We start from the raw sequence: 26891 nt of genomic DNA, 5'->3' as shown, positions 1-26891 counted from the left end.
GGATCGCGAATCGAGGGGCCAGGAGGCACCGTGGCAACAACGCGCTCAGGCGCGACGAAGCGCAAGGCCGCGGGTTCGTCCGCGGCGAACGGCGACGGCACGATCGACGAGCGCGCGCTCGAAGGGATCCTCGCCGCCCTCAACCGCGCAGCAGACGGGGACTTCTCCACGAAGATCCGCGTGCGCCGCACCGACACGATCGGTGAGGTGCAGAAGGCCGTCAACGCCCTGATGGAGCGCAACGCCGCGCTGACGCGCGAGCTCGGCCGCGTCGGCCGCGTCGTCGGCCGCGAGGGCCGCATGACCGAGCGCGCCTCGCTCGGCACCGTCGAGGGCGGCTGGGCCGAGTCGATCGACTCCGTCAATGCGCTCATCGACGACCTCATCCGCCCGTCGACCGAGGTCGCGGTCGTGATGGAGGCCGTCGCCCGCGGCGACCTGAACCGCAAGATGGCGCTCACGATCGAGGGCCAGCCGGTCAAGGGCGAGTTCGCCCGCATCGGCACGACGGTCAACCAGATGGTCGACCAGCTCTCCTCCTTCGCCGACGAGGTCACCCGCGTCGCCCGCGAGGTCGGCACCGAGGGCCAGCTCGGCGGTCAGGCCAAGGTCAAGGGCGTCTCCGGCACGTGGAAGGACCTCACGGACTCCGTGAACGGCATGGCGGGCAACCTGACCACCCAGGTCCGCCAGATCGCCCAGGTCACCACCGCGGTCGCGAACGGCGACCTGTCGCAGAAGATCACCGTCGACGCGCGCGGCGAGATCCTCGAGCTGAAGAACACGATCAACACGATGGTCGACCAGCTCTCCTCCTTCGCCGACGAGGTCACCCGCGTCGCCCGCGAGGTCGGCACCGAGGGCGTCCTCGGCGGCCAGGCCGAGGTCCGCGGCGTGTCCGGCACGTGGCGCGGCCTGACCGAGTCCGTGAACGGCATGGCGGGCAACCTGACCGACCAGGTCCGCCAGATCGCCAACGTGACGACCGCGATCGCCAACGGCGACCTGACCCAGCGCATCACGGTCGAGGCCAAGGGCGAGGTCGCCGCGCTCGCGGACACGATCAACTCGATGACCGAGACGCTGCGGATGTTCGCCGACCAGGTGACCGGCGTGGCGCGCGAGGTGGGCACCGAGGGCGTGCTCGGCGGCCAGGCCGACGTGCCGGGCGCCGCGGGCACGTGGCGCGACCTGACCGACTCCGTGAACTCGATGGCGACGAACCTGACCGACCAGGTGCGCCAGATCGCCGTCGTGACGACCGCGGTCGCCAACGGCGACCTCAACCAGAAGATCACCGTCGAGGCCAAGGGCGAGGTCGCCGCGCTCGCGGACACCATCAACTCGATGACCGAGACGCTCCGCACGTTCGCGGAGCAGGTCACCTCCGTCGCCCGCGAGGTCGGCACCGAGGGCGTGCTCGGCGGCCAGGCCGACGTGCCGGGGGCCGCGGGCACGTGGCGCGACCTCACCGACTCCGTGAACGGCATGGCGACGAACCTGACGGATCAGGTCCGCAACATCGCCCAGGTCACCACCGCGGTCGCGAACGGCGACCTCTCCCAGAAGATCACGGTCGACGCGCGCGGCGAGATCCTGGAGCTCAAGCGGACCATGAACACCATGGTCGACCAGCTCTCGTCCTTCGCGGACGAGGTCACCCGCGTCGCCCGCGAGGTCGGTACGGAAGGCGTCCTCGGCGGCCAGGCGGACGTCAAGGGCGTGTCCGGCACGTGGCGCGACCTCACCGAGTCGGTGAACGGCATGGCGTCGAACCTGACCGACCAGGTCCGCCAGATCGCCAACGTGACGACCGCCGTGGCCGACGGCGACCTGACCCAGAAGGTGACGGTCGAGGCCAAGGGCGAGGTCGCCGCGCTCGCCGACACGATCAACCGGATGGTCGACCAGCTGTCGTCCTTCGCGGACGAGGTCACCCGCGTCGCCCGCGAGGTCGGCACCGAGGGCGTGCTGGGCGGCCAGGCCGAGGTCGAGGGCGTCTCGGGCACGTGGAAGGACCTGACCGAGTCGGTGAACGGCATGGCGTCGAACCTCACCGACCAGGTGCGGTCGATCGCCGCCGTGACCACGGCGGTCGCGAACGGCGACCTGTCCGGCAAGATCACCGTCGAGGCGCGCGGCGAGGTCGCGGCGCTGGCCGACACGCTGAACACGATGGTCGACCGCCTGCGCTCGTTCGCCGGCGAGGTCACCCGCGTGGCGCGCGAGGTCGGCACCGAGGGCAAGCTGGGCGGCCAGGCCGAGGTCGAGGGCGTCTCCGGCACGTGGAAGGCGCTCACCGAGTCGGTGAACGGCATGGCGTCGAACCTCACCGACCAGGTCCGCCAGATCGCCCAGGTGACGACGGCGGTCGCGAACGGCGACCTGACGCAGAAGGTCACCGTCGAGGCCCGCGGCGAGGTCGCCGCGCTGGCCGACACGATGAACACGATGGTCGACCAGCTCTCGTCCTTCGCGGACGAGGTCACCCGCGTCGCCCGCGAGGTCGGTACGGAAGGCGTCCTCGGCGGCCAGGCGGACGTCAAGGGCGTCAGCGGCACCTGGCGCGACCTCACCGAGTCGGTGAACGGGATGGCGTCGAACCTGACCGACCAGGTGCGGCAGATCGCGCAGGTGACGACGGCGGTGGCCGACGGCGACCTGTCGCAGAAGGTCACGGTCGAGGCCCGCGGCGAGGTCGCGGCGCTCGCCGACACGATCAACCGGATGGTCGACCAGCTGTCGTCCTTCGCGGACGAGGTCACCCGCGTCGCCCGCGAGGTGGGCACCGAGGGCAAGCTGGGCGGTCAGGCGGAGGTGCGCGGCGTCTCCGGCACGTGGCGCGGCCTGACCGAGTCGGTCAACCAGCTCGCAGGCAACCTCACCACGCAGGTGCGCGCGATCAAGGACGTGTCCGCCGCCGTGACCCAGGGCGACCTGACGCGGCAGGTCACGGTCGACGCCTCCGGCGAGGTCGCGGAGCTCAAGGACATCGTCAACCAGATGATCGAGAACCTGCGCGTCACGACCGAGCGCAACGCGCAGCAGGACTGGCTGAACTCCAACCTCGCGCGCATCTCGGGCCTGATGCAGGGCCAGCGCGACCTCAACCAGGTCTCGCGGCTGATCATGTCCGAGATCACGCCGCTGGTCGACGCGCAGCACGGCGCGTTCTTCCTCAACTCGGTCAACGGCGACGGCCAGGACGCGAACGGCGACGGCGAGCACGAGCTGCAGCTCATCGCGTCGTACGGCTACAAGGAGCGCAAGTCGCTCTCCAACCGCTTCAAGGTCGGCGAGGCGCTCGTCGGCCAGGCGGCGCTCGAGGCCAAGCCGATCATGATCCGGCAGGCGCCCGACGACTACATCCGCATCACGTCCGGGCTGGGCGAGGCGGCGCCGAACAACATCGTCGTCCTCCCGGTGCTCTTCGAGGAGCAGGTGATGGCGGTCATCGAGCTGGCGCGGTTCGGCCAGTTCTCCGACGTCGACCAGACGTTCCTCGAGCAGCTCTCCGAGACGCTCGGCGTCGTGCTCAACGCGATCATCGCCAACCAGCGCACCGAGCAGCTGCTGGAGCAGTCGCAGGAGCTGACGCGCGAGCTGCAGGAGCGCTCGGAGGAGCTGCAGTCCCAGCAGGAGGAGCTGCGGCGCTCCAACCAGGAGCTCGAGCAGCAGGCGCAGTCGCTGAAGGCCTCCGAGGAGCTGCTGCAGACGCAGCAGGAGGAGCTGCGCCAGACCAACGAGGAGCTGCAGGAGAAGGCGGCGCTGCTCAGCCAGCAGAACCGCGACATCGAGCTGCAGAACCGCGAGATCGAGCTCGCCCGCCAGTCGCTGGAGGCGCAGGCGAAGGAGCTCGCGATCACCTCCAAGTACAAGAGCGAGTTCCTGGCGAACATGTCGCACGAGCTGCGCACGCCGCTCAACTCGCTCCTGATCCTGTCCAAGCTGCTGTCCGACAACCCGGACCGCAACCTCACCGACAAGCAGATCGAGTTCGCGCGGACGATCCACCAGGCCGGCTCGGACCTGCTGGCGCTGATCTCCGACATCCTCGACCTGTCCAAGGTCGAGGCGGGCAAGATGGAGGTCCACGCGGCGCCGCTGCCGATGGGCGACCTCAAGGACTACGTCGACCGCGCGTTCCGCAGCGTCGCCGAGGAGAAGGGCCTGACGTTCTCCACGGCGCTCGACGACGCGGCCCCGCAGTCGATCGTCACCGACGAGCAGCGCCTCCAGCAGGTGCTGCGCAACCTGCTCTCCAACGCGTTCAAGTTCACCGACGACGGCGAGGTCGACCTGACGATCGCGCCGGCCCCGGCGGACTCCGGGTACGCGGTGGCGTTCACCGTCCGCGACACCGGCATCGGCATCCCCGAGGACAAGCTGCGGCTGATCTTCGAGGCGTTCCAGCAGGCCGACAGCGGGACGAGCCGCCGCTACGGCGGCACCGGCCTGGGCCTGTCGATCTCGCGCGAGATCGCGTCGCTGCTCGGCGGCAAGATCGAGGTCACCTCGACGCCGGGCGAGGGGAGCGCGTTCACGCTCTACCTGCCGGCGGTCGTCGAGGTCCAGCCGATCGAGGACGACGAGCTCGGCGGCGAGCACGCCGCGCCGTACGTCCCGTCGCCGACGCCGGTCACGGTCACCGAGGCGACCGGCACGGGCCCGAACGCGGCGGCGGAGGCCGACGTGGCGCCGCAGCCGCTCCAGCTCGAGCCCGGCGCGCTCGAGGTGCCGATCGCGGGCGGCGCGCCCGACGACCGCGAGGAGCTCGTCGCGGGCGACCGCGTCCTGCTCATCGTCTGCTCGGCCGGCGAGGCCGAGGCGTGGGCGGCGGGCGCGCGCGGGGCCGGCTTCAAGGTCCTGCTCGCCCAGGGCGGCCCGGCGGCGATCGGGCTCGCGCAGGAGTACGGCCCCGACGCCGTCCTGCTCGACCTCGACGCGGAGAGCCGGGCGCTCGAGCAGCTGAAGGCCGAGCCGCGCACGCGTCACCTGCCGGTCCTCGCGGTGGGCGACACGGACGCGCGCCAGGGCGCGCTGCGCCAGGGCGCGGCGTCGTTCTGCCAGCGGTCGGACGACCTGTCGCCCGCGCTGGACGAGCTGGTCGCGTTCCTCGACCGGCCGACGCGCCACGTGCTCGTCGTCGAGGACGACGAGGACGAGCGCAACGCGGTCACCGCGCTGGTCGGCGGCGAGGGCGTCGACGTCACCGCGGTGGAGACCGCCGAGGAGGCGTCCGAGCGGCTCGAGGCCGGCCGGTTCGACTGCATCGTGCTCGACCTCAAGCTGGGCGGGAAGGCGCAGTCGGGCTTCCAGTTCCTGGAGAAGGTCAAGGCCGACGAGCGCCACCGCGACGTCCCGGTGATCATCCACACGGGCAAGGCGCTGACGCGGCGCGAGGAGACGCGGCTGCAGCGGTTCGCGGAGTCGATCATCGTCAAGGACGCCGGCTCGCCCGAGCGGCTGCTGGCCGAGACGTCGCTCTTCCTGCACCGCCCGGAGTCCTCGCTCCCGGAGGAGGACCGCCGGCGGCTGGAGTCGATGCACCAGGCCGACTCGGTCCTCCAGGGCCGCACCGTCCTGATCGTCGACGACGACGTGCGCAACGTCTTCGCGCTCACCAGCGCGCTGGAGGCGCGCGGGATGCTCGTGCGGTTCGCCGAGAACGGGCGCGAGGCGATCGAGCAGCTCAAGGACGACCCCGACGTCGATCTCGTGCTGATGGACGTGATGATGCCCGAGATGGATGGGTACGAGACCACCCGTGCCGTCCGTCAGATGCCGCAGTTCGAGGGCCTCCCGATCATCGCGTTGACCGCCAAGGCGATGAAGGGCGACCGCGAGAAGTCCATCCAGTCCGGCGCGTCCGACTACATCACCAAGCCGGTCGACGTCGAGCAGCTTCTGTCGCTCATGCGCGTGTGGCTGTACCGCTGACCCAACCCCCCACTCCCAACACCGACTCCGACGCCGAGCGCATCGAGGTCGACCTCCTCCTGGAGGCCGTCTACCGCCGCTACCACTACGACTTCCGCGGGTACGCGCGGGCGTCGCTGCGGCGGCGGCTGTGGCGGCGTGCGCACGACGAGCGCGTGCGCACGCTGTCGGGCCTCCAGGAGCGGGTGCTCCACGACCCGGCCGTGATGGAGCGGCTGCTGCGCGACCTCTCCATCAACGTCACGGAGATGTTCCGCGACCCCGCGTTCTTCCGCGCGGTGCGCGAGCGGGTGGTGCCGATCCTGCGCACGTACCCCTACGCGCGGGTGTGGAACGCGGGCTGCTCGACCGGCGAGGAGACCTTCTCGCTCGCGATCGCGCTGGCCGAGGAGGGGCTCCTCGACCGCGTGCGCATCTACGCCACCGACATGAACGACGACGTGCTCGACGTCGCGCGCTCGGGCTCGTTCCCGATGGAGAAGATGCGCCGGTACACCGAGAACTACCAGCGCGCCGGCGGCACCGGCGACTTCTCGCGGTACTACACGGTGCAGGGCGACCGGGCCGTCTTCGCGCGCTCGCTGATCGACGGGGCGGTGTTCGCGCAGCACAACCTGGCCCAGGACTCGTCCTTCAACGAGTTCCAGCTCATCGTCTGCCGCAACGTGCTCATCTACTTCGGGCGCCCGCTCCAGGAGCGCGTCCACGACCTGTTCCTCGAGTCGCTCGCGCGCTTCGGCGTCCTCGCCCTCGGCCACAAGGAGTCCGTCGTCGCCTCGCACGAGGACCAGTACGAGGTGCTGGACGCGGCTGAGAAGCTGTACCGGCGCAGGCGATGAGCGGATACGACGTGGTGGTGATCGGGGCGTCCTGGGGCGGCCTCCAGGCGCTGGAGCACATCCTGGGAGAGCTCGGGCGCGACTTCCCGACGCCGATCGTCGTCGCCCAGCACCGCGATCCGGACGCCGAGGACGAGCTCCTGTCCGGCCTGCTGAACCGCCACACGCCGCTCTGCGTCGTCGACGCGGAGGACAAGTCGGTTCTGAACCCCGGGACGGTGCTGATGGCGCCGCCCGGCTACCACGTCCTCCTGGACCACGGCTCGGCCGAGCTGACGGTCGACGAGCCGGTGCAGTTCGCCCGCCCGTCGATCGACGTGCTCTTCGAGTCAGCGGCCGAGTCCTACGGGGAACGGGTGATCGGGGTGCTCCTGACGGGCGCCAACGCGGACGGCGCGCACGGCCTGCTGGAGATCCAGCAGCGCGGAGGCCACACCATCGTGCAGGACCCGGAGACGTGCGTGCGGCGGGAGATGCCGGACGCCGCGCTGGACGCGCTGACGCCCGACGCGGTGCTGCCGCTCGACGGGATCGCGCAGGAGCTGGGCAGACTGTGCCGGTGAGCGCCGACGTCCCGAACGTCCTGCTGGTCGACGACCGGACGGAGAACCTGCTCGCCCTCGAGGCCGTGCTGGCGCCGCTCGACTGCAACCTGGTCAGCGTCACGTCGGGCCAGGAGGCGCTGCGGCGGCTGCTGCACGACGAGTTCGCGCTGATCCTGCTCGACGTCCAGATGCCGGAGCTGGACGGGTTCGAGACCGCCGAGTACATCAAGCGGCGGCGCAAGACGCGGACGATCCCGATCATCTTCGTCACCGCCATCTCGAAGGAGCGCGAGAACGTGTTCCGCGGCTACGAGACCGGCGCCGTCGACTACGTCTTCAAGCCGTACGACCCGGAGCTGCTGCGGGCCAAGGTCCAGGTCTTCCTCGAGCTGCACGAGGCCAACCGCAGCGTCGCGCGCTCGGAGGAGCTGCTGCGCGCGACGTTCGACCAGGCGGCGATCGGGATGGCGCGGCTCGACGAGGACGGCGCGTTCCAGCAGGTCAACCGCGCGCTGGCGGACGTGCTCGGCGTGCGGGAGGGCCAGCTGCTCGGCCGGTCGATCGACGCGGTGACGCACCCGGAGGACGTCGGCATCGACGCGGCGCAGCGGCGCGACCTGCTGCGCGGGCGGCGGACGACGTACGAGGTGGAGAAGCGGCTGGTCGACGGCCACGGCGGCGAGATCCCTGCGCTGCTGTCGTTCTCGACCGCGCGCGACGAGGACGGCCGCCTGCGGGCGCTGCTCGTCCAGGTGCAGGACATCAGCGAGCGGCGGCGCGCGCAGCGGGCGTGGGAGGAGCTCGTGCGCGAGCAGGCCGCCCGCGCGCAGGCCGAGGCGACCGCCGAGCGCCAGCGGGCGATCCGCGCCATCACCGATGCGGCGCTGACGTCGCTCGGGCTCGACGACCTGCTCGCCGAGCTGCTCGGGCGCATCAGCGACGTGCTCGGCGTCGACGGCGCGGCGATCGTGCTGGAGGAGGAGGGCCAGGGCCACGTCGTCGTGCACGCGGCGGGCGAGGCGGCGGCGTTCGTGCAGGAGCACGGCCGCGGGCACACCGGCGGGCTGTCGGGACGCGTGATGGCCGAGCGGCGCGCGATCGTCGTGCCCGACGTGTCCAAGGACGCGGCGCTCAACGAGCACCCGCTCGGCGCCGCGGTGCGTTCGCTGGTCGGCGTGCCGCTGCTGGCCAACGACCGGCCGCTCGGGGCGCTGGAGGTCGGGACGCTGTTCGCGCGGACCTTCACCGAGGCCGACGTCGACCTGCTCCAGCTCGCCGCCGACCGGGCGGCGCTGGCGATCGAGCGCGTGCGGCTGTTCGAGCGCCAGCAGAAGATCGCCGAGGAGCTGCAGCGCTCGCTGCTCCCGCAGTCGCTGCCGACGATCCCGGGCGTCGTGATGGCCGCGCGGTACCTGCCGGGCGGCGCCGGGACGCGCGTGGGCGGCGACTGGTACGACACGATCGCGCTGCCCGGCGGGCGCGTGGCGCTGGTGATCGGCGACGTCGCGGGGCGCGGCGTGGACGCGGCCGCGACGATGGGGCAGCTGCGCAGCGCGCTGCGCGCGCACATCCTCGACGGAGCGACGCCGGCGCAAGCGCTGGAGCGGCTCAACCGGTTCCTCCTGTCGCTGTCGTGGGACTCGATGGCGACCGCGTGCGTGCTGCTGCTGGAGCCGGCGACCGGCTCCCTGACGTTCGCCAACGCGGGCCACCCGCCGCCGCTCCTGCTCGATGCCGACGGGGTCGCGCACACGCTGAAGGACTCGCTGGCGGTGCCGCTGGGTGCCCTGGACGTCGTGGGCTACGAGGAGGGCGCGGCGGTCCTCGAGCCGGGCGCGACGCTCGTCCTCTACACCGACGGGCTGGTGGAGCAGCGCGACGAGCTGATCGACCGCGGGATCGAGCGGCTGGAGCTCGCCGTGATCGACGGCGGGCCGGACGAGCCCGAGCCGATGTGCGAGCGGGTGCTGCGGGGGACGATCGGCGCGACCGACACGTCGGTGGACGACGTGACGCTCGTGGTCGTGCGCGCGTCGATGTCGCTGGGCGACCGGCTCGACATGGAGCTGATCGGCGAGGCGCCGGCGCTCTCGGCGTTCCGCCAGGCCCTGCGCCGGTGGCTGGTCGAGGCGGGCGCCGACGACGCCGAGGTGCAGGACATCGTGATGGCGACCAACGAGGCGGCGCAGAACGCGATCGAGCACGCCTACGGGCTGACCGCGGAGCCGTTCACGGTGTCGCTCACCCGCTCCGGCGACGGGGACGGCGAGGTCGTGATCACGGTGCGCGACCGGGGCGGCTGGCGGGACGGCATCTCCCACGACCGCGGCCGCGGGCTGCCGCTGATGCGCGCGCTGATGGACGCTGTGGAGATCGAGCAGCGGCCGTCGGGCTCGACCGTGATCCTGCGCCGCGCGTTGCGCGCGGCGCAGGAACGATCGCCGTCCTCGGAGTCCGCGGCGTCTACGCCCTGACGGGCTCGGGCGTCGTGGCGCGGGTCTCGGTGTGCTCGGTCTTCGGCAGGCCGGGCACGAACAGCGCGGCGACGGCGCCAAGGACGAGGACGACGGCGCCGACGTGGAGCGCCGGCCGCAGGCCGTCCAGGAACGCCTCCGGGCTCGCGTATCCCCCGTGCCGCGCGAACACGGCGGCCAGCACGGCGATGCCGAGGACGCCGCCCAGCTCGCGGATCGCGTTCGTCGCGCCGCTCGCCTGACCGGCTTCCTCCGCCCGCACGCTCCTGAGCACCGCGTTCGCCGCCGGCGCGAAGACGAGGCCCATGCCGGCGCCGCCGAGGATCAGCGGGACGACGACCTCCGCGTACGGCGTCGTGACCTCCTGGACCGCGGCGATCCACGTGATGGCGATCGCTTGGAGCGTCAGGCCGGCGGCCATCAGCGGGCGGGAGCCGATCCGGTCCGAGAGCAGGCCCGCGATCGGCGCCACGAGCATCGGCATGCCCGTCCACGGGAGCGTGCGCAGGCCGGCCTGCAGCGGGTCGTGGCCCTGCACCGTCTGGAAGAGCTGGGCGAGCAGGAAGATGGAGCCGAAGATCCCGAAGAACATCGCGAAGCTGACCGCGTTCGTGGAGGCGAAGCCGCGGCTCTTGAAGAAGCGCGGCGGGAGCATCGGGTGCTTCGTCCGCGCCTCGTACGCGACGAAGGCGGCGAGGATCGCGAGGCCCGCGCCGATGCGCGTGATCGTCGCGGTGCTCCCCCACCCGTCCGCGTTCCCCTCGACGATGCCGTACGTCAGCGCGAGCAGGCCGGTGCCCGCCAGCGCGACGCCGGGCAGGTCGAGCATGCGCGCCGGCCCGGTCGACTCGGTGAGCATCCGCGCGGCCAGCGGCAGCAGCGCGATCCCGACCGGGACGTTGAGCCAGAAGATCCACTGCCACGAGATCCCCTCGACCACCGCGCCGCCGACGAGCGGCCCGAGCGCGACGCCCAGCCCGCTGACGCCCGACCAGATGCCGATCGCGGCGCCGCGCTTGTCGCCGGGGAACGCCTCGGAGAGGAGCGTGAGCGTGAGCGGCGCGACGAGCCCGGCGCCCAGCCCCTGCAGCGCGCGGGCGAGCACGAGCTCGGTCGTCCCGGGCGCCAGCGCGGCCAGCGCGCTCGCGACGGTGAAGACCGTCAGCCCGACGAGGAACATCGCCTTGCGCCCGAACCGATCCCCGAGCGCCGCTCCCGGCAGCAGGAACACGGTGAAGGCGAGCGTGTACGCGTTCACCGTCCACTCGAGCTCGCTCAGACTCGCCCCGAGGTCCTCGCGGATGCTCGGCAGCGCGGTCGTCACGACGAGGTTGTCGAGCGTGACCATGAACAGCGCGATCGACACGATCGCGAGGGTCCAGCCTGGTGAGGTCTTGTTCGCTTGCATCTCCGCTCCAGCGCACTTGTGAGTGACTGCTTCCTTTATAGCGAAGTGAGTACCCACTCACAAGTCCCCGCCGCCTCGACCTCCGCACCGGAAAGTCGATTGACGAGAAGGTCCCGTATAGCGGGACCTTGGCGTCGATCGACTTTCCGGTGTGACAGTCCGGAGGCGCGCGGTGGCGCGCCGGGGCGCGGCTTGGCTAGGCGGCGAGGGTGCTGACGAGGTTCGTCAGCAGGCGCACCGGGACGCCGGCGCCGCCGGAGGGCGTGTAGGCGCGGCCGTTGGAGTCGGCCGTGCCCGCGATGTCGAGGTGCGCCCAGGGGGTGTCCTCGGCGAAGCGCTTGAGGAACTCGGCCGCGGTGATCGTGCCGGCCTTGCGGCCCTCGGGGGCGTTGGTGAGGTCGGCGTACTTGCCCTTCACCAGGTCGGCGTACTCCTCGTGCAGCGGGAGGCGCCACGTGAGCTCGCCCGACACGGCGCCGGCGGCGGCGACCGCGGCCGCCCACTCGTCATCGTTGGAGATCAGCGCGGTGTAGGTGGAGCCCAGGGCGACGACGACGGCGCCGGTGAGCGTCGCGACGTCGACGAGCCGCTCGGCGCCCAGCTCCCGCGCGTAGGCGAGGCAGTCGGCCAGCACCAGGCGCCCCTCGGCGTCGGTGTTGTTGACCTCGACGGTGAGGCCGGCCTTCGTCGTGAAGATGTCGCCGGGCTTCATCGCGTGCCCGTTGATGAGGTTCTCGGTCGCGCCGACGACGGCGACGACGTTGATCGGCAGGTCGAGCTCGGCGATCGCGCCCATGGTCTCGATGACCGCGGCGCCGCCCGACATGTCGAACTTCATCTCGTGCATCTTCGCCGCGGGCTTGATCGAGATGCCGCCGGAGTCGAACGTGACGGCCTTCCCCACCAGCCCGACGGCCGGCGCGGCGTCCGGGTCCGGAGCGCCCGACCAGCGCAGGACGATCAGCTGCGGCTCCTCGTCGGACCCGCGCGCGACGGCGGCGAACGTCCCCATCCCGCGCGCGACGATCTGCTCGCGCCCCTCGACCGACGCCTCGAGCTTCGGATGCTCGCTCGCCAGCGCCAGCGCCCGCTGCCCGAGCACCGTCGGCGTCATGTGGTTGGCCGGCGTGTTCTGCAGGTCCCGCGCGCGGTTCGCGGCGCGGGCGAGCACCTCGGCGCGTGCCACCGGCGCGCTGACGTCGTGGTGCGCGGACACGAGCAGCTCCGCGAGCCCTTCCGAGCTGTCCTCGGCGCCCGACTTGAACTGCTTGAACGTGTAGGCCGCGAGCAGCGTGCCCTCGACCAGCCCGCCGACGACCTCGTCCGAGACGTGGTGCGGGACCTCCCAGGCCAGCACCGACGCGCCGAGCTCCTTCGCCCGGCCGTGCGCGGTCGCCGCGGCGACCCGCGCCCGCTCGGCGTCGAACCGCTCGCGCTCCCCGAGCCCGAGGACGATCCACCGCTTGCCGTCGGCGTGCGCGACCGCGAGCTTGCGGAACCCGTGCTTGGCCTCGCCGCTCGTCAGCAGGCCCTGGAGGGCCCCGCCGGAGACGTCGTGCGCGACGTCCTCGCCCTCGAACACGCCGACGACGACGGTGTCCGCGGCGGTGTCGCGAGGAGCCTGGGTGGTGGCCGAGACGCGCAAGAGCGCGTCAGTGTACGTGTCCGGCGCGGATCGGGACGGCACGGGCCACCTTCCCGACCTGGACCACCACGCGCAGCGGCCCGCGGCCGGACGGCGGCCGCCGCAGCCGGCACGTCACCGAACGCCCCGCGGACGCCCGCACGCGGCAGGACCGCAGCGTCCGCCCGCTGCGCCGCAGCGCGACCCGGACCACGCCAGCACGCCCCGGCGTCACCGCGACGACGACGTAGCGGCCGGTGCGCTCCGCGGAGGCCTTCTCGATCGCGCGCCGCGGGAACACGGGCGGGAGCGGCGTCAGGGTCCGCGCCGGCGGCGTCGCCGGATCCCCCGCGGGCGCGGTCGAGGGGAGCGGCGCGGGCTGCGGCACCGGTGGCGCGACGACGTCGATCGTCACGGCGTCCGCCGCCCCGGCCGGCGTCGCCGCGCGCACGGTCACCGGCCCCGGCACGGCGGGCGCCGTGTACAGGCCGTCCTGCGTCACCGACCCGGCGGTCGCCGACCACGCGACGCCGCCGCCCGTCGGCCCGGCCGCGGACAGCTGCACGCTCGTCCCGGCGACCAGCGTCGCGGGCGCCCCGCCGATCGCCAGCCGTTCACCGCCGCCGAACGCCACGGTCGCGCGGGGCGGGGTGCGAGGGAACGCGCTGTCGCCCGCGCGGACGACGTACTCGATCGCGTCCGGCACGGGGCTCGCGGGGTCGGCCGGCGTGTACCGCACGGTCGGATCGCCGAACCAGACGCCGACGGGCCGGTCGACCGTCCCGTGCGCGGGCGCCTTCTCGATCCGGTACTGCGGCGCCGCCAGCCCGCCCGAAGGCACGAACGGCGTGCCCTCCAGCTGCACGACGTCGGCGGCGATGCGCGGCTTGGCCACGTACCCGGCGACCACGACCGCCCGCTCCGACGGCGGGTTCGCCTCGTCGGCCTCCGCGATCAGCCCGTCCGGGTCGACCCACGCGCGCAGCGCGTACTGGCCCGGCACCACGTCCGAGACGTCGACCCACTGGTGCGCGAGGTTGCGCGTGTAGAGGTCCCGCCAGCCCGCGGAGACGCCCATGGTCACCGTGCCCGAGGCGCGCTGGCAGTTGGCGCCGTACACCGGCGGGTCGGACGATTCGACCGGCAGGCTGTCGAGCAGGCAGAACCCGACCTTCTGCGCGGGCGCGACGAGGCTCCCGCCAGCGGGCAGCGCCAGCTCGTACGCCGCCGCCCGCTGCAGGTGCCAGTGGTCGTGGCCGTCCTCGTTGGTGAGGCTGCCGGTCTCGAACACGACCTCGGCCGGCGCCGGCATGTCGTGCCACGTCCCGTCGATCAGCTGCTGCGGCTCCCCCGCGGTGTCCCCGGCGCCACCCGGCCCGGTGACGCCGAACCGCACGGCCAGCGGCCCCGGCCCCGTGTTGTGGACGTACGAGTCGAACCGCAGGAGCAGCCGCTGCCCGCCGCCGTCGTCGGCGTAGACCCCGAGCTGCGGGCTCGTCACGGGGTCGCTCACGAGGTCCGGCAGCGCGGCGGACGCGCTCGCGACACCCGTCACGACGAACGCGAGCGTGCAGACAAATATGCTGCGCGTCCGGCGCCTCTGCGCCTTCCTCGCGAACCACTGGGAGCTGTCCATGCCGAAGACCGTCATCCTTGGAACCGCTCGAACTCCCATCGGAAAGCTCGGTGGAGGACTCTCGTCCCTCGACGCTACCGATCTGGGCGGAACCGCGATCAAGACCGCGCTCGAGCGGGCGAACGTCGAGCCGGAGCAGGTCGACCACGTCGTGATGGGTCAGGTGCTGCAGGCGGGTCAGGGTCAGATCCCGTCGCGTCAGGCCCAGATCAAGGCGGGGATCCCGAAGGAGGTCTCCTCGGAGACCATCAACAAGGTGTGCGCCTCCTCGGTGCGCGCCGTCGGCCTCCTCGACTCCGCCATCCGCGCGGGCGACGTGACGGTCGGCGTCGGCGGCGGCATGGAGTCGATGTCGCAGGCCCCGTACCTCCTCCCGCAGGCCCGCTTCGGCTACCGGATGGGCGACGCCAAGGCGCTCGACGCCATGGTCCACGACGGGCTCACCAACCCGTTCAGCGGCAAGCAGATGTTCGTCGAGGCCACCGAGGTCGGCGACGAGCTGGAGATCACGCGCCCCGACCTCGACAAGTGGGCGCTGCGCTCCCACGAGCTCGCGCTCAAGGCGATCGACGAGGGCCGGATGAGCGACGAGATCGTCCCCGTGACGGTCAAGGGCCGCAAGGGCGACACGGTCGTCGAGGTCGACGAGGGCCCGCGCCGCGGCTCCTCGCTCGAGTCTCTCGCGAAGCTGCCGGGCCTCGTCGGCAAGGAGGGCTCGCACACCGCCGGCAACTCGCCGGGCGTCAACGACGGCGCCGGCGCGCTGGTGCTGTCGAGCGACGAGTGGGCGCAGCAGAACGGCCGCGAGGTGCTCGCGACGATCGTCGGCCAGGCGCAGATGGCCAACGACTTCCCGTACCTGGCCACGACCCCGGCGATGGCGTCGAAGAAGCTGCTCGACAAGCTCGGCATGAAGCCCGAGGACGTCGACCTGTGGGAGATCAACGAGGCGTTCGCGTCCGTGACCCTCCACTCGCTGCGGCTGCTCGGCATCGACGAGGACAAGGTCAACGTCAACGGCGGCGCGGTGGCGCTCGGGCACCCGATCGGCGCGTCCGGCGCCCGCATCATCGGCGCGCTCGTGCACGAGCTGCGCCGGCGCGGCGGCGGATACGGCATGGCGGCGATCTGCTCGGGCGGCGGCCAGGGCGACGCCGTCCTGATCAAGGTCTGATGACGACCGGGAGAAGGAGCGCCAGCGAGTTCTCCCAAGCGCCCGGGCGGGGAGGAGGAGCGTCAGCGAGTCCTCCCCGCGCGGGCGCCTTCTTCGACCTGGACCGGACCCTGATGGCGGGGTCCAGCGCCTTCCAGTTCGGCCGCGCCTCGTACGAGGCCGGGCTGCTGTCCCGGCGGCAGCTCGCGCGCGACGCGTGGGCGAACGTGCGGTTCCGCCTCCAGGGCTCGACCGACGAGGCGACCGACGCGCTGCGCGAGCGCATCTACACCTCGATCAAGGACGCCCGCGTCGTCGACCTGCAGCGGCTCATGCCGCGCGTGCTCGCCGGCGTCCTCCCGCGGCTGTACCCGCAGATGCTCGCGGTCGCGTACGAGCACCAGGACGCCGGCCGCCCGGTGTACATCGTCACCGCGGCGTCGCAGGAGATGGCCGAGCTGCTCGCGCACGTGCTCGTCTTCGACGGCGGCATCGGCGCGCGCTCGGAGATCCGCGACGGCCGCTACACCGGCCGTCCGGACGGGCCGTTCACCTACCGCGAGGGCAAGGCCGTCGCGATGCGGGAGCTGGCCGAGGCGGAGGACCTCGACCTCGCCGCGTCCTACGCCTACAGCGACTCGGAGTCCGATCTCCCCATGCTGCGCGCCGTCGGCCACCCGGTCGCGGTGAACCCGGACACCACGCTCGCGCGCGTCGCGCGCGAGGAGGGCTGGGACGTCCTGCGCTTCGAGCGCCTCGGCCGCCGCGTCCGCGTGGCCGCCGCGGTCACCGCGATGGCGGTCGCGGGCGGGGTCGGCTCGCAGGTCGCCGCGCGCACGCGCACCCCGCCGCCGCGGCGCCGTGTCGTGGTCGGCAACGCCAGATCGCGCACCTCGCGCTGATTGCGCGGCGCGGCTCGTCACAACTTCGGGGGTCGCGGCTCTTAGCGGCCATGGGAGCAACGACGTTGGCGGGGGTCCGGCCGCTGCGGGAGAGGCGCAGCGGCCGGTTGTGCCCGCTCGGGCTGGTCGGGTTGCTCGCCGAGGACGCCGACCTCGCGCCCACCGCGCGGGATCACGCGGCCGCGGCGGGCATCATGGCGGAGGCGTACCAGCTGGGGCGGGGCGTGTGGGACGCGTTGGGCGACCCGCACGTCCGACCTGAGGACCTCGGCTTCCTCGTCGTCGAGGGCGTGCTCGTCCGCCATGTGCGCCTCGGCTCCCGGCGCAGCGCCGAGCTGGTCGGCCCGGGGGACGTGATCCGGCCCGCCCAGGGCGCGACCGACGCCTACGCGCAGATCGAGACGGACACGTCGTGGACGGCGCTGGAGACCGTGCGGCTGATCGGCATCGACCGCGGTGTCGTGACCGCCTGCTGCACGGTGCCCGCGGTCCTCGCCCAGCTCGGCGCGCGGATGCTGTCGCCGGCCGGCAGCCTCGCCACGCGGATGGCGCTGGTGCAGGTGCCGCGGCTGGAGGTGCGGGTCGAGCTGCTGCTCTGGCACCTGGCCGACCGCTGGGGGCGCCGCGAGCAGGGCGAGGTCGTGCTCGCGCTCCCGCTCTCGCAGGCGCTGCTGGCCGAGCTGCTCGGCGCGCAGCGGACGTCCGTCAACGCGGCGATGCGCAAGCTCGTCACCCGGGGCGTCGTCGCGCGACAGGGCCGCGGCGGCCGCTGGGTGCTGTCCGGCGCGCCGCCCGCCCATCTGCTGGCCCGTCTCGCCGCCTAGGAGCCTGACCTGATCTCCCTGGCGCGGGGCGGGCCGGTGGACGTCCCGCCGCCGGCTCAGGCGACGACGGCCTCGGGCTCCGCCTCGGCGATCCGGCGCGCCAGCTCGGTCCGCGAGCGGATGCCGAGCTTGCGGTAGATCGCCGACAGGTGGTGCTCGACGGTCTTCGGGCTGAGGAAGATCGCCGCGGCGACCTCGCGGTTGGTCAGGCCCTCCGCGACGCGCAGCGCGACCTGCAGCTCCGACGGCGTGAGCGCCTCGGAGTCGGGCATCGAGCGCCGCCGCAGCGTCTGGCCGGACGCCTTCATCTCGTCCTGGGTCTGCTCGGCCCAGCGCGCCGCGCCGAGCCGCTCGAACACCTCGCCGGCAGCCACGAGCTGCTCGCGCGACGCGGTCCGCTCGCCGGTGCGCCGCAGCCGCTGGCCGTAGGCGAGCCGCACGCGGGCTGTCGCGAACGGCTGGCGGTCCGCGCTCGCCAGCTTCAGCGCCTCCTCGAAGTGCGGCACGTACGCGTCCTCGGGCGCGAGCGTCCCGCGCAGCCGCGCGACCACGGCCTTCGTCCACTGCCGGCCGGTCGCCTCGGCGCAGCCCTCCAGCCACGCCAGCCGCTTCTCGGCCTCCTCCCGGTGCCCGAGCCGCGCCAGCAGCTCCACGTACTCGCCGTCGAACTGGAGCATCCCGGGCTCGCCGCCACCCAGCTCGTCGACGGTCTGCGCCGCGACGCGGAAGTGGTCGAGCGCCTCGGTCAGCTGCTCCCGCGCCAGCGCCGCGAACCCGAGCGCGGCCGCGGTGTAGATCCGCAGCGGGCCGCCGCCCAGCTGGTCGACGATGCCGTGCGCCTCGCGCGCGAGCGCCGCGGCGGCCTGCATGTCGCCGCGGCCCGCGGTGACGATCGCCTGCGCCGAGAGGCAGAACGCGACCTGCGGCGCCTGCCCGGTCTGCCGCGCCAGCGCGACGCCCTCGTCGGCCGCGGCGAGCGCCTGCTGCCAACGGCCGAGGCGGAAGCTCAGGTGCGCCCGCACCGCGAGCGGGTACGGCATGCGGCCGATCGCGCTCGCCTCGCGGAGCACGTCGATCTGACGCTCCATCACCTCGCCGGCGAGGTCGTACCGCTCCAGCCACATCGCGCACTGGGCGCCGAACGCGAAGAACTCGGCGGGCGCGACGAGCGGGTCGGTCTCCAGCAGCGCGCCGGAGGAGCGGTCGAACAGCGGGTCGGCCTCCTTCGCCCGCCCGACCGGCACCAGCCCCAGCGCCTGGAGGAGCGTGCCGGACAGCTCGAGGTCGCGGTCGTGGCCGGCGGCCAGCTCCTGCGCGCGGCGGCCGTCGTGGAGGACGCGCTCGGTCGACCCCATCGTGATGTCGGCGACGCCGGCCTCGAGGAACAGGAACGCGGCGAGCACCGGGTCGCGCTCGGCGGCGGCCTCGGCCTGCTCGACCAGCAGCTCGCGCCCTTCGAGCAGCGCCCCGCGGCGGATGTCGACGCGGCCGCGCAGGATGAGCAGCGCGGCGGCCTCGGCGGCGGACGGCGCGAGCGCGGCGGCCCGGTCGATCGTCACGAGCGCCTCGTCGGCCCGGCCGGCCAGCGCGAGGTCGGTCGCAGCGGCGGTGAAGCGGCGGACGGCGTCGGTCGGGTTCGAGCTCAGCTCCGCGGCGCGCTGCGCGGCGGCTGCCGCCTCGCTCGACGCGCCGCGGGCCCGGGCGCCCTCGGCGGCCTCGTCCAGCGCCGCGGCCGCGTCGTCGTCCGCGCCGAGCGCGGCGGCGCTGAGGTGCCACGCGCGCTGGCCGGGGTCGGCGACGGTCTCGGCCAGCGCGCGGTGCGCGGCCAGCCGCGCGGTGCTCGTGCCCGCGTGGTAGGCGAGCGAGCGCAGCAGCGGGTGGCGGAACGCGACCTCACGCTGCTCGAGCCGCAGCAGCCCGGCCTCCTCGCCCAGCTCCAGCTGCTCCAGCCCCAGCCCGAGCTTCCCGAGCGCCTGGAGCGCCGTCGCGGCGGCGCCGGACTCGAACGCGGCGACGAGCGTCAGCGCACGGCGCGTGTCGTCGTCCAGGCCCTCGAAGCGGTGGCGGAACGCGCGCTCGACCGCGCTGCCCTGCGGGAGGCGCATCAGCGGCGGCTCCATCCCGGCGCGCTGCGCGTCGGTCAACGCGCCCGGCAGCTCGCGCAGCGCGAGCGGGTTGCCGCCCGCGGTGCGGACGAGGTCCTCAGCGACGGTGCGGGCCAGCGGCGCGCCCGCGGCCTCGCGGAGCATCGCCATCGCCGCGTCGTCGGGGAGCCGGCCGACGTCGAGCCGCGGCAGGCCCGCGAGCTGCTGCAGGACCTCGTCCTCCGCGCGCGTGGCGAGCAGGATCGCGACGCCCTCGGCCCCGAGCCGGCGCGCCGCGAACAGCACGGCGCGCTGGGACGCCGGATCCAGCCACTGCAGGTCGTCGACGACCGCGAGCACCGGCCCCTCCTCGGCCACGACGGCGAGCATCGACAGGACGGCGGCGGGGACGGCGAACGGGTCGTGCGGAGCGGGCGCCTCGACGGCCAGCGCGGTGCCGAGCGCGCGGGCCTGGACGCCGGGGATGCGGTCGCGGTGGTCGAGCACCGGCGCGAGGAGCGCGTAGAGGCCGGCGAACGGCAGGTCGCGCTCGGACTCGAAGCCGCGCGTGCGCAGGACCCGAAGCGTGCCCGCGGCCCGCTGTTCGGCCGCTTCGAGCAGGCTCGTCTTCCCGATCCCGGGCTCCCCGCTGAGCACCAGGGCGCCGCTGCGCCCCTCCAGCGCACCGTCGAGCAGAGCATCGAGCTGGGCGACTTCCGACTCCCGTCCGTGGAGCATGCGGCAAGCCTACGCACCAATGCGCACGACATCTATCGTTGGCGCGCGATGAACTTCGACCTGTCCCCAGACCACCAGCTCATCCAGCGGACGGTCCGCGATTTCGCCCAGGGCGAGGTCAAGCCCGTCGCGGAGGAGCTCGACCGCACGAAGGCGTTCCCGTACGAGATCGTGCGGAAGCTGGGCGAGCTCAACCTCATGGGGATCCCGTTCCCCGAGGAGCACGGCGGCGCGGGCGCCGACACGCTGGCCTACGCGCTCGCCGTCGAGGAGCTGACGCGCGTCGACTCCAGCGTCGCGATCACGCTGTGCGCCCACACGTCGCTCGGGACGCAGCCGATCTACCTGTTCGGCTCCGACGAGCAGAAGCGCGAGTGGCTCCCGCAGCTGACGTCGGGCGAGCGGCTCGGCGCGTTCGGCCTGACCGAGCCGGAGGCCGGCTCCGACGCGGGCAACACGCAGACCCGTGCGGTGTTCGACGAGGGCGCCGGCGAGTGGGTCATCAACGGCGCCAAGCAGTTCATCACCAACGCCGGCACCGACATCAGCGGCGTCGTCGCGATCACCGCCAAGACCGGCGAGGACGAGATCTCGAACTTCCTCGTCCCCAACGGCACGCCCGGCTACGAGCAGGGCGAGCCGTACCGGAAGATGGGCTGGAACGCGTCCGACACGCGGCCGCTGACGTTCACCGACTGCCGGGTTCCGGAGAGCGCGATGCTCGGGCCGCGCGGGGCGGGCTTCAAGCAGTTCCTCCACATCCTCGACATCGGCCGGATCGGCGTCGCGGCGATGGGCGTCGGCCTCGCGCAGGGCGCGCTGGACGAGGCGCTCGCGTACGCGAAGGAGCGCCGCGCGTTCGGCAAGCCGATCTCGAAGTTCCAGGCCATCCAGGCCAAGCTCGCCGACCTCTCCACCGAGATCGAGGCCGCGCGCCTGCTCGTCTACAAGGCGGCGCTGCTCAAGGACGCGGGCAAGAACTTCACGCTCACCGCCGCCCAGGCCAAGCTCAAGACGGGCCGCCTCGCCGTCCGCGCCACCGAGGAGGCCGTGCAGATCCACGGCGGCTACGGCTTCATCGAGGAGTACCCCGTCTGCCGCTTCTACCGCGACGCGAAGATCCTCACGATCGGCGAGGGCACCGACGAGGTGCAGCAGATGGTCATCGCCCGCGCGTTGGGGGCGTAGCGCGGCGACGGGCTAGCAGCGAAAGCGGGAGACGAGGCGCTCGAGCTGGTCCGCGGTGACCGCGAGCTGCTGGGCGCTGGCGGCGATCTCCTGGGCGGAGGCGCTGGTCTGCTCGGTGGAGGCGGAGACCTCCTCGGTGGAGGCGGAGGACGCCTCGGCCACGTTCGCGACCTCGCCCATGTCGGCGCCGACCTTCTGCGCGGCGGAGGCGATCTGGGCGACGGTGGCGGCGATCGCGTCGACGCGGCCGGTCATGTCCTCGACGGAGCTGCCGATGCGGTTGAAGGCCTCGCGGGCGCGGTCGACGGTCTCGGCGCCGCGGACGGTGCGCTCGGTCGTGCGCTCGACCACCGCGACGGCGCCGGTCGTCTCGGTCTGGATCTCGGCGACGAGCGCGGAGATCGTCGCCGCGGCCTCCTGCGACTCCTCGGCGAGCTGGCGGACCTCCTCCGCGACGACCGCGAACCCGCGGCCCTGCTCGCCGGCGCGGGCGGCCTCGATCGCCGCGTTCAGCGCCAGCAGGTTGGTCTGGCCGGCGATGGCGGTGATCGTCTCGACGATGGTGCCGATCTGGTCGGACTTCGCGCCGAGCTGACGCATCGCGGCGGTCACCTGCCCCGACGCGTCGCGCACGTCGGTCATCGCGTCGGTGGCCTCGGCGACCGCGGCGACGCCCTCCTCGGCGACGCGGCGCGCCTGCTCGGCGACCGCCGCCGTCTCCTGGGCGGTGCGCGCGGACGCGGCGGTGGCCGTGCCGACCTCGTCGGTGGCCAGGCGGGCCTCCTCGATGGAGCGGACCTGGCGCTCGGCGCCGGTCGCGACGGCCCCGACGGCGCGGGCGATCTCGTCCACGGCGCGGCCGGCCTCCTCCGACGTGCTCGCCATGACCCGCGAGGCGGCGTTGAGGCCCGCGGCCTGCTCGGTCACCGAGCCGACGATGCCGGCCAGGCCGGCGCGGGCGTCCGCGTAGGCGCCGATCGAGCTCGCGGTCTCGGCACGGATCTCGTCCACGGAGCGGGCGAGCGCGCCGAGCTCGTCGCGGGCCGGGTCGTCGAGCGGCTCGGTGCTCGCGGTGAGGGTGGCGGTCAGGTCGCCGTCGGCCATCGCGCGCAGGCCCTCGCCGAGTCCGGCGACGTCGTCCTCGCGCAGCGTCGCGAGCCGTGCGCGGACGCGCTGCAGCGGGCCGGTGATCGAGCGGGTGATGAGGAACGCGAGCGCGGCGCCGAGAAGCAGTGCTGCGGCCGCCGCGATCAGGATCAGGGTGCGCGAGGACGACGCGGTGTCCTCAGACGTGCGGGCGGCGGCGGCCTTCACCCCGTCGGCGTCGCGCTTGACGGTGACGAGCGCGCCCTCGAAGGCGTGCTCGGCGGGCTCCACCTCGTCGAGGAACGTCGTGCGCGAGGTGGTGCGGTCGCTGCCCTCGACCGTCTCGGCCCGCGACTGCGCGACCGCCTTCGCGACCGTGTCCTCGAACGCCTCGTGGGTGCGCCGCAGCTCCGCCGTGTCGGCGTCGGAGACCGTGTGCGCGCGGGCGATCGCCTCGATGTCCGCGGTCAGCTCCCGGTCGCGCTGCTCGATCTCGGCCTGCAGCTCGTCCTGCCGCTCGACGTCGCCGTCGGCGACGTACAGGTGGCGGACGATGTCACGGACGTCCATCTCCACGTCGTCGCTGATCTCGGTGACCTGCTCGGCGAAGGTCGCGGTGTCGTTCAGCAGGTGGGTCGCGTCGTTCTGGCGGCTCGAGCCGCGCAGGCCGACGAGCGCCACGACGGCGCAGAGGAGGCAGACGGCGGAGAAGGCGACGGCGAGACGCTGGCCGATCGCGATGTGTCGGAGGGAGGCCACGGCCGGGGGATCGGCAGCGGCGACGCGCCATGCATCCGCCGATCGGCGGAGCGTGCGGTTGACCGGTCAGGCGAGGCCGTTGCGGAACGCGTACGCGACGGCCTGTCCGCGATCCCGCGCGCCGATCTTGGCGAAGAGGTGGTTGACGTGCGACTTGACGGTCGCGGGCGAGACGACGAGGCGCTCGGCGATCTCCGCGTTGGTCAGGCCGGTCGCGATGAGCTGGAGGACCTCGGCCTCGCGCGGCGTGAGGTCGTCGGGGAGCGCGGGCTGCACCGGGGCGCCCGCCGGGGTCGCCGTCCCCTCGGCGAGCGCGCTCACCACGTGGTGCTGGACGGCCGGGTCGAGCGCCGCCTCCCCGCGCGCGACGGCCAGCACCGCGGCGCGGATCTCGTCGGCGCCCGCGTCCTTGGTCAGGTAGCCCTTCGCGCCGGCGCGCAGCGCGCCGAGCACCGAGGCGTCGTCGGCGTAGGTCGTGAGCGCGACGACGCGCGGGCGCGGGCCGGCCGCGGTCAGCCGCCGCGTCGCCTCGATGCCGTCGCAGCGGGGCATCCGCAGGTCCATGAGGACGACGTCGGGGTCGTGCTCGGCGGCGAGCGCGAGCGCCTCCTCCCCGTCGGCGGCGACGCCGACCAGCTCGATCCCGTCGAGGAACCCGAGCAGCATCGCCAGGCCGTCGCGCACGACGCGCTGGTCGTCGGCGAGCAGGACCCGCACGGGCGCGGACGCGGCGCTCACGCCGGCACCCACAGCTCGACGCGGAAGCCGTCCGCGGTCGGCGCGGCGGTCAGGCGGCCGCCGAGGAGCTCCGCGCGCTCCCGCATGCCGGTCAGGCCGTAGCCGCCACCCCCGCCGACCGTCACCGGCGTCCCCGGCCCGTGGTCCTGGACGACGAGCGTCGCGCCGTCGGGCGCGTAGGTGAGCGCGACGTCCACGTGCCGGGCCGCGGCGTGCCTGCGGACGTTCGTGAGCGCCTCCTGCGCCGTCCGGTAGAGCGCGAGGCGCGCCTCGGAGGAGAGCGGCGGCGGCGCGCCGGTGACCTGCAGCGTGCACGTCGCGTCGCTGTGGGCGGCGAACGCCTCGGTGAGCAGCTCCAGCCGCTCCGGCCCCGGCAGCTCGTCCCCGCGCAGCGCCGCGATGGCCCCGCGCGCCTCGTCCAGCCCGCTCGTCGCGAGGTGGCGGGCCCGCTCGATGGCGTCGAGGACCTCGGGATCGGTGTCGCGGTCGCGGGCCAGCAGGCGCGCGCCCTCCAGCTGCAGCGCCAGCGCCGAGAGCGAGTGCGCCAGCACGTCGTGCATGTCGCGCGCCAGGCGGCCGCGCTCGGCCTGCTTGGCCGCCTCGGACTCCGCCGCCTGCGACGCCCGCAGCTCGATCTCGCGCCGCGCGAGGTCGCGCAGCAGCCGCAGGACGAGCACCCACGGGACGAGCGCGAAGAGCAGGCCCAGCGCCTGCCCGAGCGGGTCGTCCACACCCCCGATCGCGGCGGCGACGCCGCTCCCGGCCACGGCGAGCAGCAGGAGGCCGAAGGCGACGGGCTGCCGCAGGCGCAGCGCGGCGATGACGACCGCGAAGAACAGCCCGCCGACCGCGGCGCCGTCGACCTGCACGGCCATCAGCACTAGCGAGGTGCCGACGACGAGCAGGAGGGCGGCGAACCGGCCGCCGGGCGGCAGCGTGCGCCGCGGCTGGCCGATGAGCAGGCCGGCGACGAGCCCCGCGAGCGCGAGCGAGACGACCAGGCCGTCGCCGGACGTCCCGGGCTGCGGATCGGTGAGCACGACGACGAGGACGACGACGGTCATGCCGACGAAGCCGAAGAGGCGCAGCCAGCGGGCGACGGGCGGCGGCTTCTCGTCAGGCGGGCCGATCGGCAACTCCTCGAACATCGCCGGACACGGTACGGACGCCTCGCGCGCGCGTCATCGGCGCACGGGTGGAGACGGTCTCCACCCACGGGTGGAGACGCCGGTTCGACCCCTGCGCCGATGACGCGGAGGCCCTGCGCGGCGAGGCTTCCGGCCATGATCACGAACTCGCTTCAGGCCGCGGTGGCGGAGCGCGCGGCCGCCCCGCCGGAGTCGGCCGCCCCGCCGGTCGTCGAGGTCCGCGGGCTGCGCCACGCCTACGGCGACCACGAGGCGGTGCGCGGCGTCGACCTGACGATCCGGCGCGGCGAGATCTTCGCGTTCCTCGGCCCCAACGGCGCCGGCAAGACGACCACCGTCGAGGTCCTGGAGGGCTTCCTGACGCCGACCGCCGGCGAGGTCCGCGTGCTCGGCGAGGAGCCCGCGCGGGCGCCGCTGGCCTGGCGCGAGCGGGTCGGCATCGTCCAGCAGGAGTCGGTGACCGAGCCCGAGCTGACCGTCCGCGAGTGCCTGCGGCTCTACGCGGGGTTCTACCGCGCGCCGCGCGACGTGGACGCCACGCTCGCGCTGTGCGGGCTGGCCGACCGGGCCGAGCGGCGCTCCGGGATGCTCTCCGGCGGCGAGAAGCGGCGGCTCGACGTGGCGCTGGCGCTGATCGGCGATCCCGAGCTGGTGTTCCTCGACGAGCCGACGACCGGCTTCGACCCGGCCGCGCGGCGCGAGGCGTGGGACGTCGTCGACGGCCTGCGCGCGCTCGGCAAGACGATCTTCCTCACCACGCACTACCTCGAGGAGGCCGAGCGGCTGGCGGACCGGATCGCGGTGATCGCCGCCGGGCGGATCGTCGCCACCGGGACGCCGGCCACGCTCGGCGCGCGCGATCGCGCGACCGCGCGCATCACCTACACCCGGCCGGACGGCCGCGTCGAGCTGCGCTCGTCCCACCCCGCGCGCGACCTGCACGAGCTCACCGGCCGGGCGCTGGAAGCCGGCTTGGAGCTGGCCGACATCCAGGTCAGCCGCCCCTCCCTCGAAGACGTCTACCTGGAGCTCGTCGCATGACCGCCCTCGCCCTCCACGCCACCCGCTACGAGCTGCTGACGCTGGCGCGCAACCCGAGCGCGCGGTTCTTCACGCTCGCGTTCCCCGTGCTGCTGCTCGTCATCTTCGCGTCGATCTTCGGCGACGAGCGCACCGAGATCGACGGCGTCGAGATGTCGCTGACGCGGTTCTACGTGCCCGGGATCATCGCGATGACGATCGTCACGTCGTGCTTCGTCGCGCTCGCGCAGACGGTCGTGACGCGCCGCCAGCTCGGCCTCTACAAGCGGCGCCGCAGCGCGCCGGTCCCGGCGTGGACGATCGTGGCCAGCTCGGCGCTGGCGACGACGCTGATCGCGCTGGTGTCGAGCGCGCTCCTGCTGCTGATCGGCCGTCTCGCGTACGGCGTCGGCGTGTCGGCGGAGGCGCTGGCGGCGATCGTCGTGACGGCGCTGGCGGGGGCGCTGGCGTGCTGCGCGCTGGCCTACGCGGTCGCGGCGCTCGTGCCGTCGCCGGACGCCGCGCAGCCGATCACGCAGGCGATCGTGTTCCCGCTCTACTTCCTCTCGGGCATCTGGTTCCCGACCGACGGGATGCCCGCGGTGCTCGACACGCTCGCGCACGTCTTCCCGATCGCCCACCTGGCCGACGCGCTCCACCAGGCGTTCGCGCAGGGGACGTTCGCGTGGGGCGATCTGGGCGTGCTCGTCGCGTGGGCGGCGGTGGGCGCCGTCGTCGCCGCGCGCCGGTTCACGTGGCTGCCGTCGCGGGCGAGCGCCTGAGCC

At 73.7% G+C, this 26891-nt stretch carries 17 protein-coding genes; 10 read left to right on the top strand and 7 right to left on the bottom strand.

What is annotated here, in order from left to right:
- Nucleotides 1-30 precede the first annotated feature (30 nt).
- The 4 genes from AC1UE5_RS11130 to AC1UE5_RS11115 are packed head-to-tail and all read left to right on the top strand — an operon-like array spanning nt 31 to nt 9798.
- Nucleotides 31-5940, top strand: coding sequence for a HAMP domain-containing protein (locus AC1UE5_RS11130; RefSeq protein WP_482923149.1), 5910 nt, complete (start codon nt 31-33; stop codon nt 5938-5940).
- Nucleotides 5925-6779 carry a CheR family methyltransferase gene (locus AC1UE5_RS11125; RefSeq protein ID WP_482923147.1) on the top strand — a complete coding sequence of 285 codons (855 nt, stop codon included), beginning with the start codon at nt 5925-5927 and terminating at the stop codon, nt 6777-6779. Before AC1UE5_RS11130 ends, AC1UE5_RS11125 begins: the two co-directional genes overlap by 16 nt.
- Nucleotides 6776-7342: a chemotaxis protein CheB gene (locus AC1UE5_RS11120; RefSeq protein WP_482923145.1), complete on the top strand. Its 567-nt coding sequence runs from the start codon at nt 6776-6778 to the stop codon at nt 7340-7342. The genes AC1UE5_RS11125 and AC1UE5_RS11120 overlap by 4 nt, the downstream gene beginning before the upstream one ends.
- Entirely contained in the window at nt 7339-9798 is a 2460-nt protein-coding gene (locus AC1UE5_RS11115; RefSeq protein WP_482923143.1) for a SpoIIE family protein phosphatase, read from the top strand. Before AC1UE5_RS11120 ends, AC1UE5_RS11115 begins: the two co-directional genes overlap by 4 nt.
- On the opposite strand, the gene AC1UE5_RS11110 is transcribed toward AC1UE5_RS11115, so the two are convergent.
- From AC1UE5_RS11110 to AC1UE5_RS11100, 3 genes are all read right to left on the bottom strand, one after another.
- Entirely contained in the window at nt 9788-11164 is a 1377-nt protein-coding gene (locus AC1UE5_RS11110) for an MFS transporter (RefSeq protein WP_482923141.1), read from the bottom strand. The genes AC1UE5_RS11115 and AC1UE5_RS11110 overlap by 11 nt on opposite strands.
- A gap of 238 nt (nt 11165-11402) precedes the next feature.
- Nucleotides 11403-12851: a leucyl aminopeptidase gene (locus AC1UE5_RS11105; protein ID WP_482923139.1), complete on the bottom strand. Its 1449-nt coding sequence runs from the start codon at nt 12849-12851 to the stop codon at nt 11403-11405.
- A 7-nt stretch (nt 12852-12858) separates the two neighbouring features.
- Nucleotides 12859-14466, bottom strand: coding sequence for a lysyl oxidase family protein (locus AC1UE5_RS11100; RefSeq protein ID WP_482923137.1), 1608 nt, complete (start codon nt 14464-14466; stop codon nt 12859-12861).
- On the opposite strand from AC1UE5_RS11100, the gene AC1UE5_RS11095 reads away from it, so the two are divergent.
- Genes AC1UE5_RS11095 through AC1UE5_RS11085 form a run of 3 tightly spaced genes read left to right on the top strand, consistent with a single transcriptional unit; the run spans nt 14465 to nt 17345 of the window.
- Nucleotides 14465-15640, top strand: coding sequence for an acetyl-CoA C-acetyltransferase (locus tag AC1UE5_RS11095; protein WP_482923135.1), 1176 nt, complete (start codon nt 14465-14467; stop codon nt 15638-15640). The two genes, AC1UE5_RS11100 and AC1UE5_RS11095, sit on opposite strands and share 2 nt — an antisense overlap.
- Nucleotides 15640-16521 carry an HAD family hydrolase gene (locus AC1UE5_RS11090; protein ID WP_482923133.1) on the top strand — a complete coding sequence of 294 codons (882 nt, stop codon included), beginning with the start codon at nt 15640-15642 and terminating at the stop codon, nt 16519-16521. Before AC1UE5_RS11095 ends, AC1UE5_RS11090 begins: the two co-directional genes overlap by 1 nt.
- A 50-nt stretch (nt 16522-16571) precedes the next feature.
- A complete protein-coding gene (locus AC1UE5_RS11085; protein ID WP_482923131.1) occupies nt 16572-17345 on the top strand; it encodes a Crp/Fnr family transcriptional regulator in 774 nt (257 codons plus the stop codon).
- A 56-nt stretch (nt 17346-17401) separates the two neighbouring features.
- Here AC1UE5_RS11085 and AC1UE5_RS11080 read toward each other — a convergent pair whose 3' ends face one another.
- Nucleotides 17402-20167, bottom strand: a complete 2766-nt coding sequence (locus AC1UE5_RS11080) for an AAA family ATPase (protein WP_482923129.1) — start codon at nt 20165-20167, stop codon at nt 17402-17404.
- A 48-nt stretch (nt 20168-20215) separates the two neighbouring features.
- Between AC1UE5_RS11080 and AC1UE5_RS11075 the strand changes: the two genes are divergently transcribed.
- A complete protein-coding gene (locus AC1UE5_RS11075; RefSeq protein WP_482923127.1) occupies nt 20216-21355 on the top strand; it encodes an acyl-CoA dehydrogenase family protein in 1140 nt (379 codons plus the stop codon).
- 12 nt (nt 21356-21367) lie between these two features.
- Here AC1UE5_RS11075 and AC1UE5_RS11070 read toward each other — a convergent pair whose 3' ends face one another.
- The 3 genes from AC1UE5_RS11070 to AC1UE5_RS11060 form a co-directional block, all read right to left on the bottom strand.
- A complete protein-coding gene (locus AC1UE5_RS11070) occupies nt 21368-23200 on the bottom strand; it encodes a methyl-accepting chemotaxis protein (RefSeq protein WP_482923125.1) in 1833 nt (610 codons plus the stop codon).
- Nucleotides 23201-23266: 66 nt separating this feature from the next.
- Nucleotides 23267-23866, bottom strand: a complete 600-nt coding sequence (locus AC1UE5_RS11065) for a response regulator (protein ID WP_482923316.1) — start codon at nt 23864-23866, stop codon at nt 23267-23269.
- Nucleotides 23867-23934: 68 nt separating this feature from the next.
- Complete coding sequence (locus AC1UE5_RS11060; protein WP_482923123.1) at nt 23935-25086, bottom strand: sensor histidine kinase; 1152 nt, start codon at nt 25084-25086, stop codon at nt 23935-23937.
- A 135-nt stretch (nt 25087-25221) separates the two neighbouring features.
- On the opposite strand from AC1UE5_RS11060, the gene AC1UE5_RS11055 reads away from it, so the two are divergent.
- Both AC1UE5_RS11055 and AC1UE5_RS11050 read left to right on the top strand, forming a co-directional pair.
- Complete coding sequence (locus tag AC1UE5_RS11055) at nt 25222-26127, top strand: ABC transporter ATP-binding protein (RefSeq protein ID WP_482923121.1); 906 nt, start codon at nt 25222-25224, stop codon at nt 26125-26127.
- Nucleotides 26124-26888 (top strand): ABC transporter permease, encoded by a 765-nt coding sequence (locus AC1UE5_RS11050; RefSeq protein WP_482923119.1) that lies wholly within the window; start codon nt 26124-26126, stop codon nt 26886-26888. The genes AC1UE5_RS11055 and AC1UE5_RS11050 overlap by 4 nt, the downstream gene beginning before the upstream one ends.
- Nucleotides 26889-26891: the final 3 nt, after the last annotated feature.

It is taken from the genome of Parviterribacter multiflagellatus (genome assembly GCF_056863265.1).
Note: the sequence above shows the minus strand (reverse complement) of the source record. Positions and strands in the feature narration are given on the sequence as shown.

Excerpts from the sequence above, each read along its gene's own strand:
- AC1UE5_RS11095 (WP_482923135.1), top strand. The coding sequence starts at position 14,465 with ATGCCGAAGACCGTCATCCTTGGAACCGCTCGAACTCCCATCGGAAAG.
- AC1UE5_RS11100 (WP_482923137.1), bottom strand. The coding sequence starts at position 14,466 with ATGGACAGCTCCCAGTGGTTCGCGAGGAAGGCGCAGAGGCGCCGGACG.
- AC1UE5_RS11050 (WP_482923119.1), top strand. The coding sequence starts at position 26,124 with ATGACCGCCCTCGCCCTCCACGCCACCCGCTACGAGCTGCTGACGCTG.
- AC1UE5_RS11060 (WP_482923123.1), bottom strand. The coding sequence starts at position 25,086 with ATGTTCGAGGAGTTGCCGATCGGCCCGCCTGACGAGAAGCCGCCGCCC.
- AC1UE5_RS11075 (WP_482923127.1), top strand. The coding sequence starts at position 20,216 with ATGAACTTCGACCTGTCCCCAGACCACCAGCTCATCCAGCGGACGGTC.
- AC1UE5_RS11085 (WP_482923131.1), top strand. The coding sequence starts at position 16,572 with ATGGGAGCAACGACGTTGGCGGGGGTCCGGCCGCTGCGGGAGAGGCGC.
- AC1UE5_RS11080 (WP_482923129.1), bottom strand. The coding sequence starts at position 20,167 with ATGCTCCACGGACGGGAGTCGGAAGTCGCCCAGCTCGATGCTCTGCTC.
- AC1UE5_RS11090 (WP_482923133.1), top strand. The coding sequence starts at position 15,640 with ATGACGACCGGGAGAAGGAGCGCCAGCGAGTTCTCCCAAGCGCCCGGG.
- AC1UE5_RS11065 (WP_482923316.1), bottom strand. The coding sequence starts at position 23,866 with ATGCTGCTCGGGTTCCTCGACGGGATCGAGCTGGTCGGCGTCGCCGCC.
- AC1UE5_RS11120 (WP_482923145.1), top strand. The coding sequence starts at position 6,776 with ATGAGCGGATACGACGTGGTGGTGATCGGGGCGTCCTGGGGCGGCCTC.
- AC1UE5_RS11055 (WP_482923121.1), top strand. The coding sequence starts at position 25,222 with ATGATCACGAACTCGCTTCAGGCCGCGGTGGCGGAGCGCGCGGCCGCC.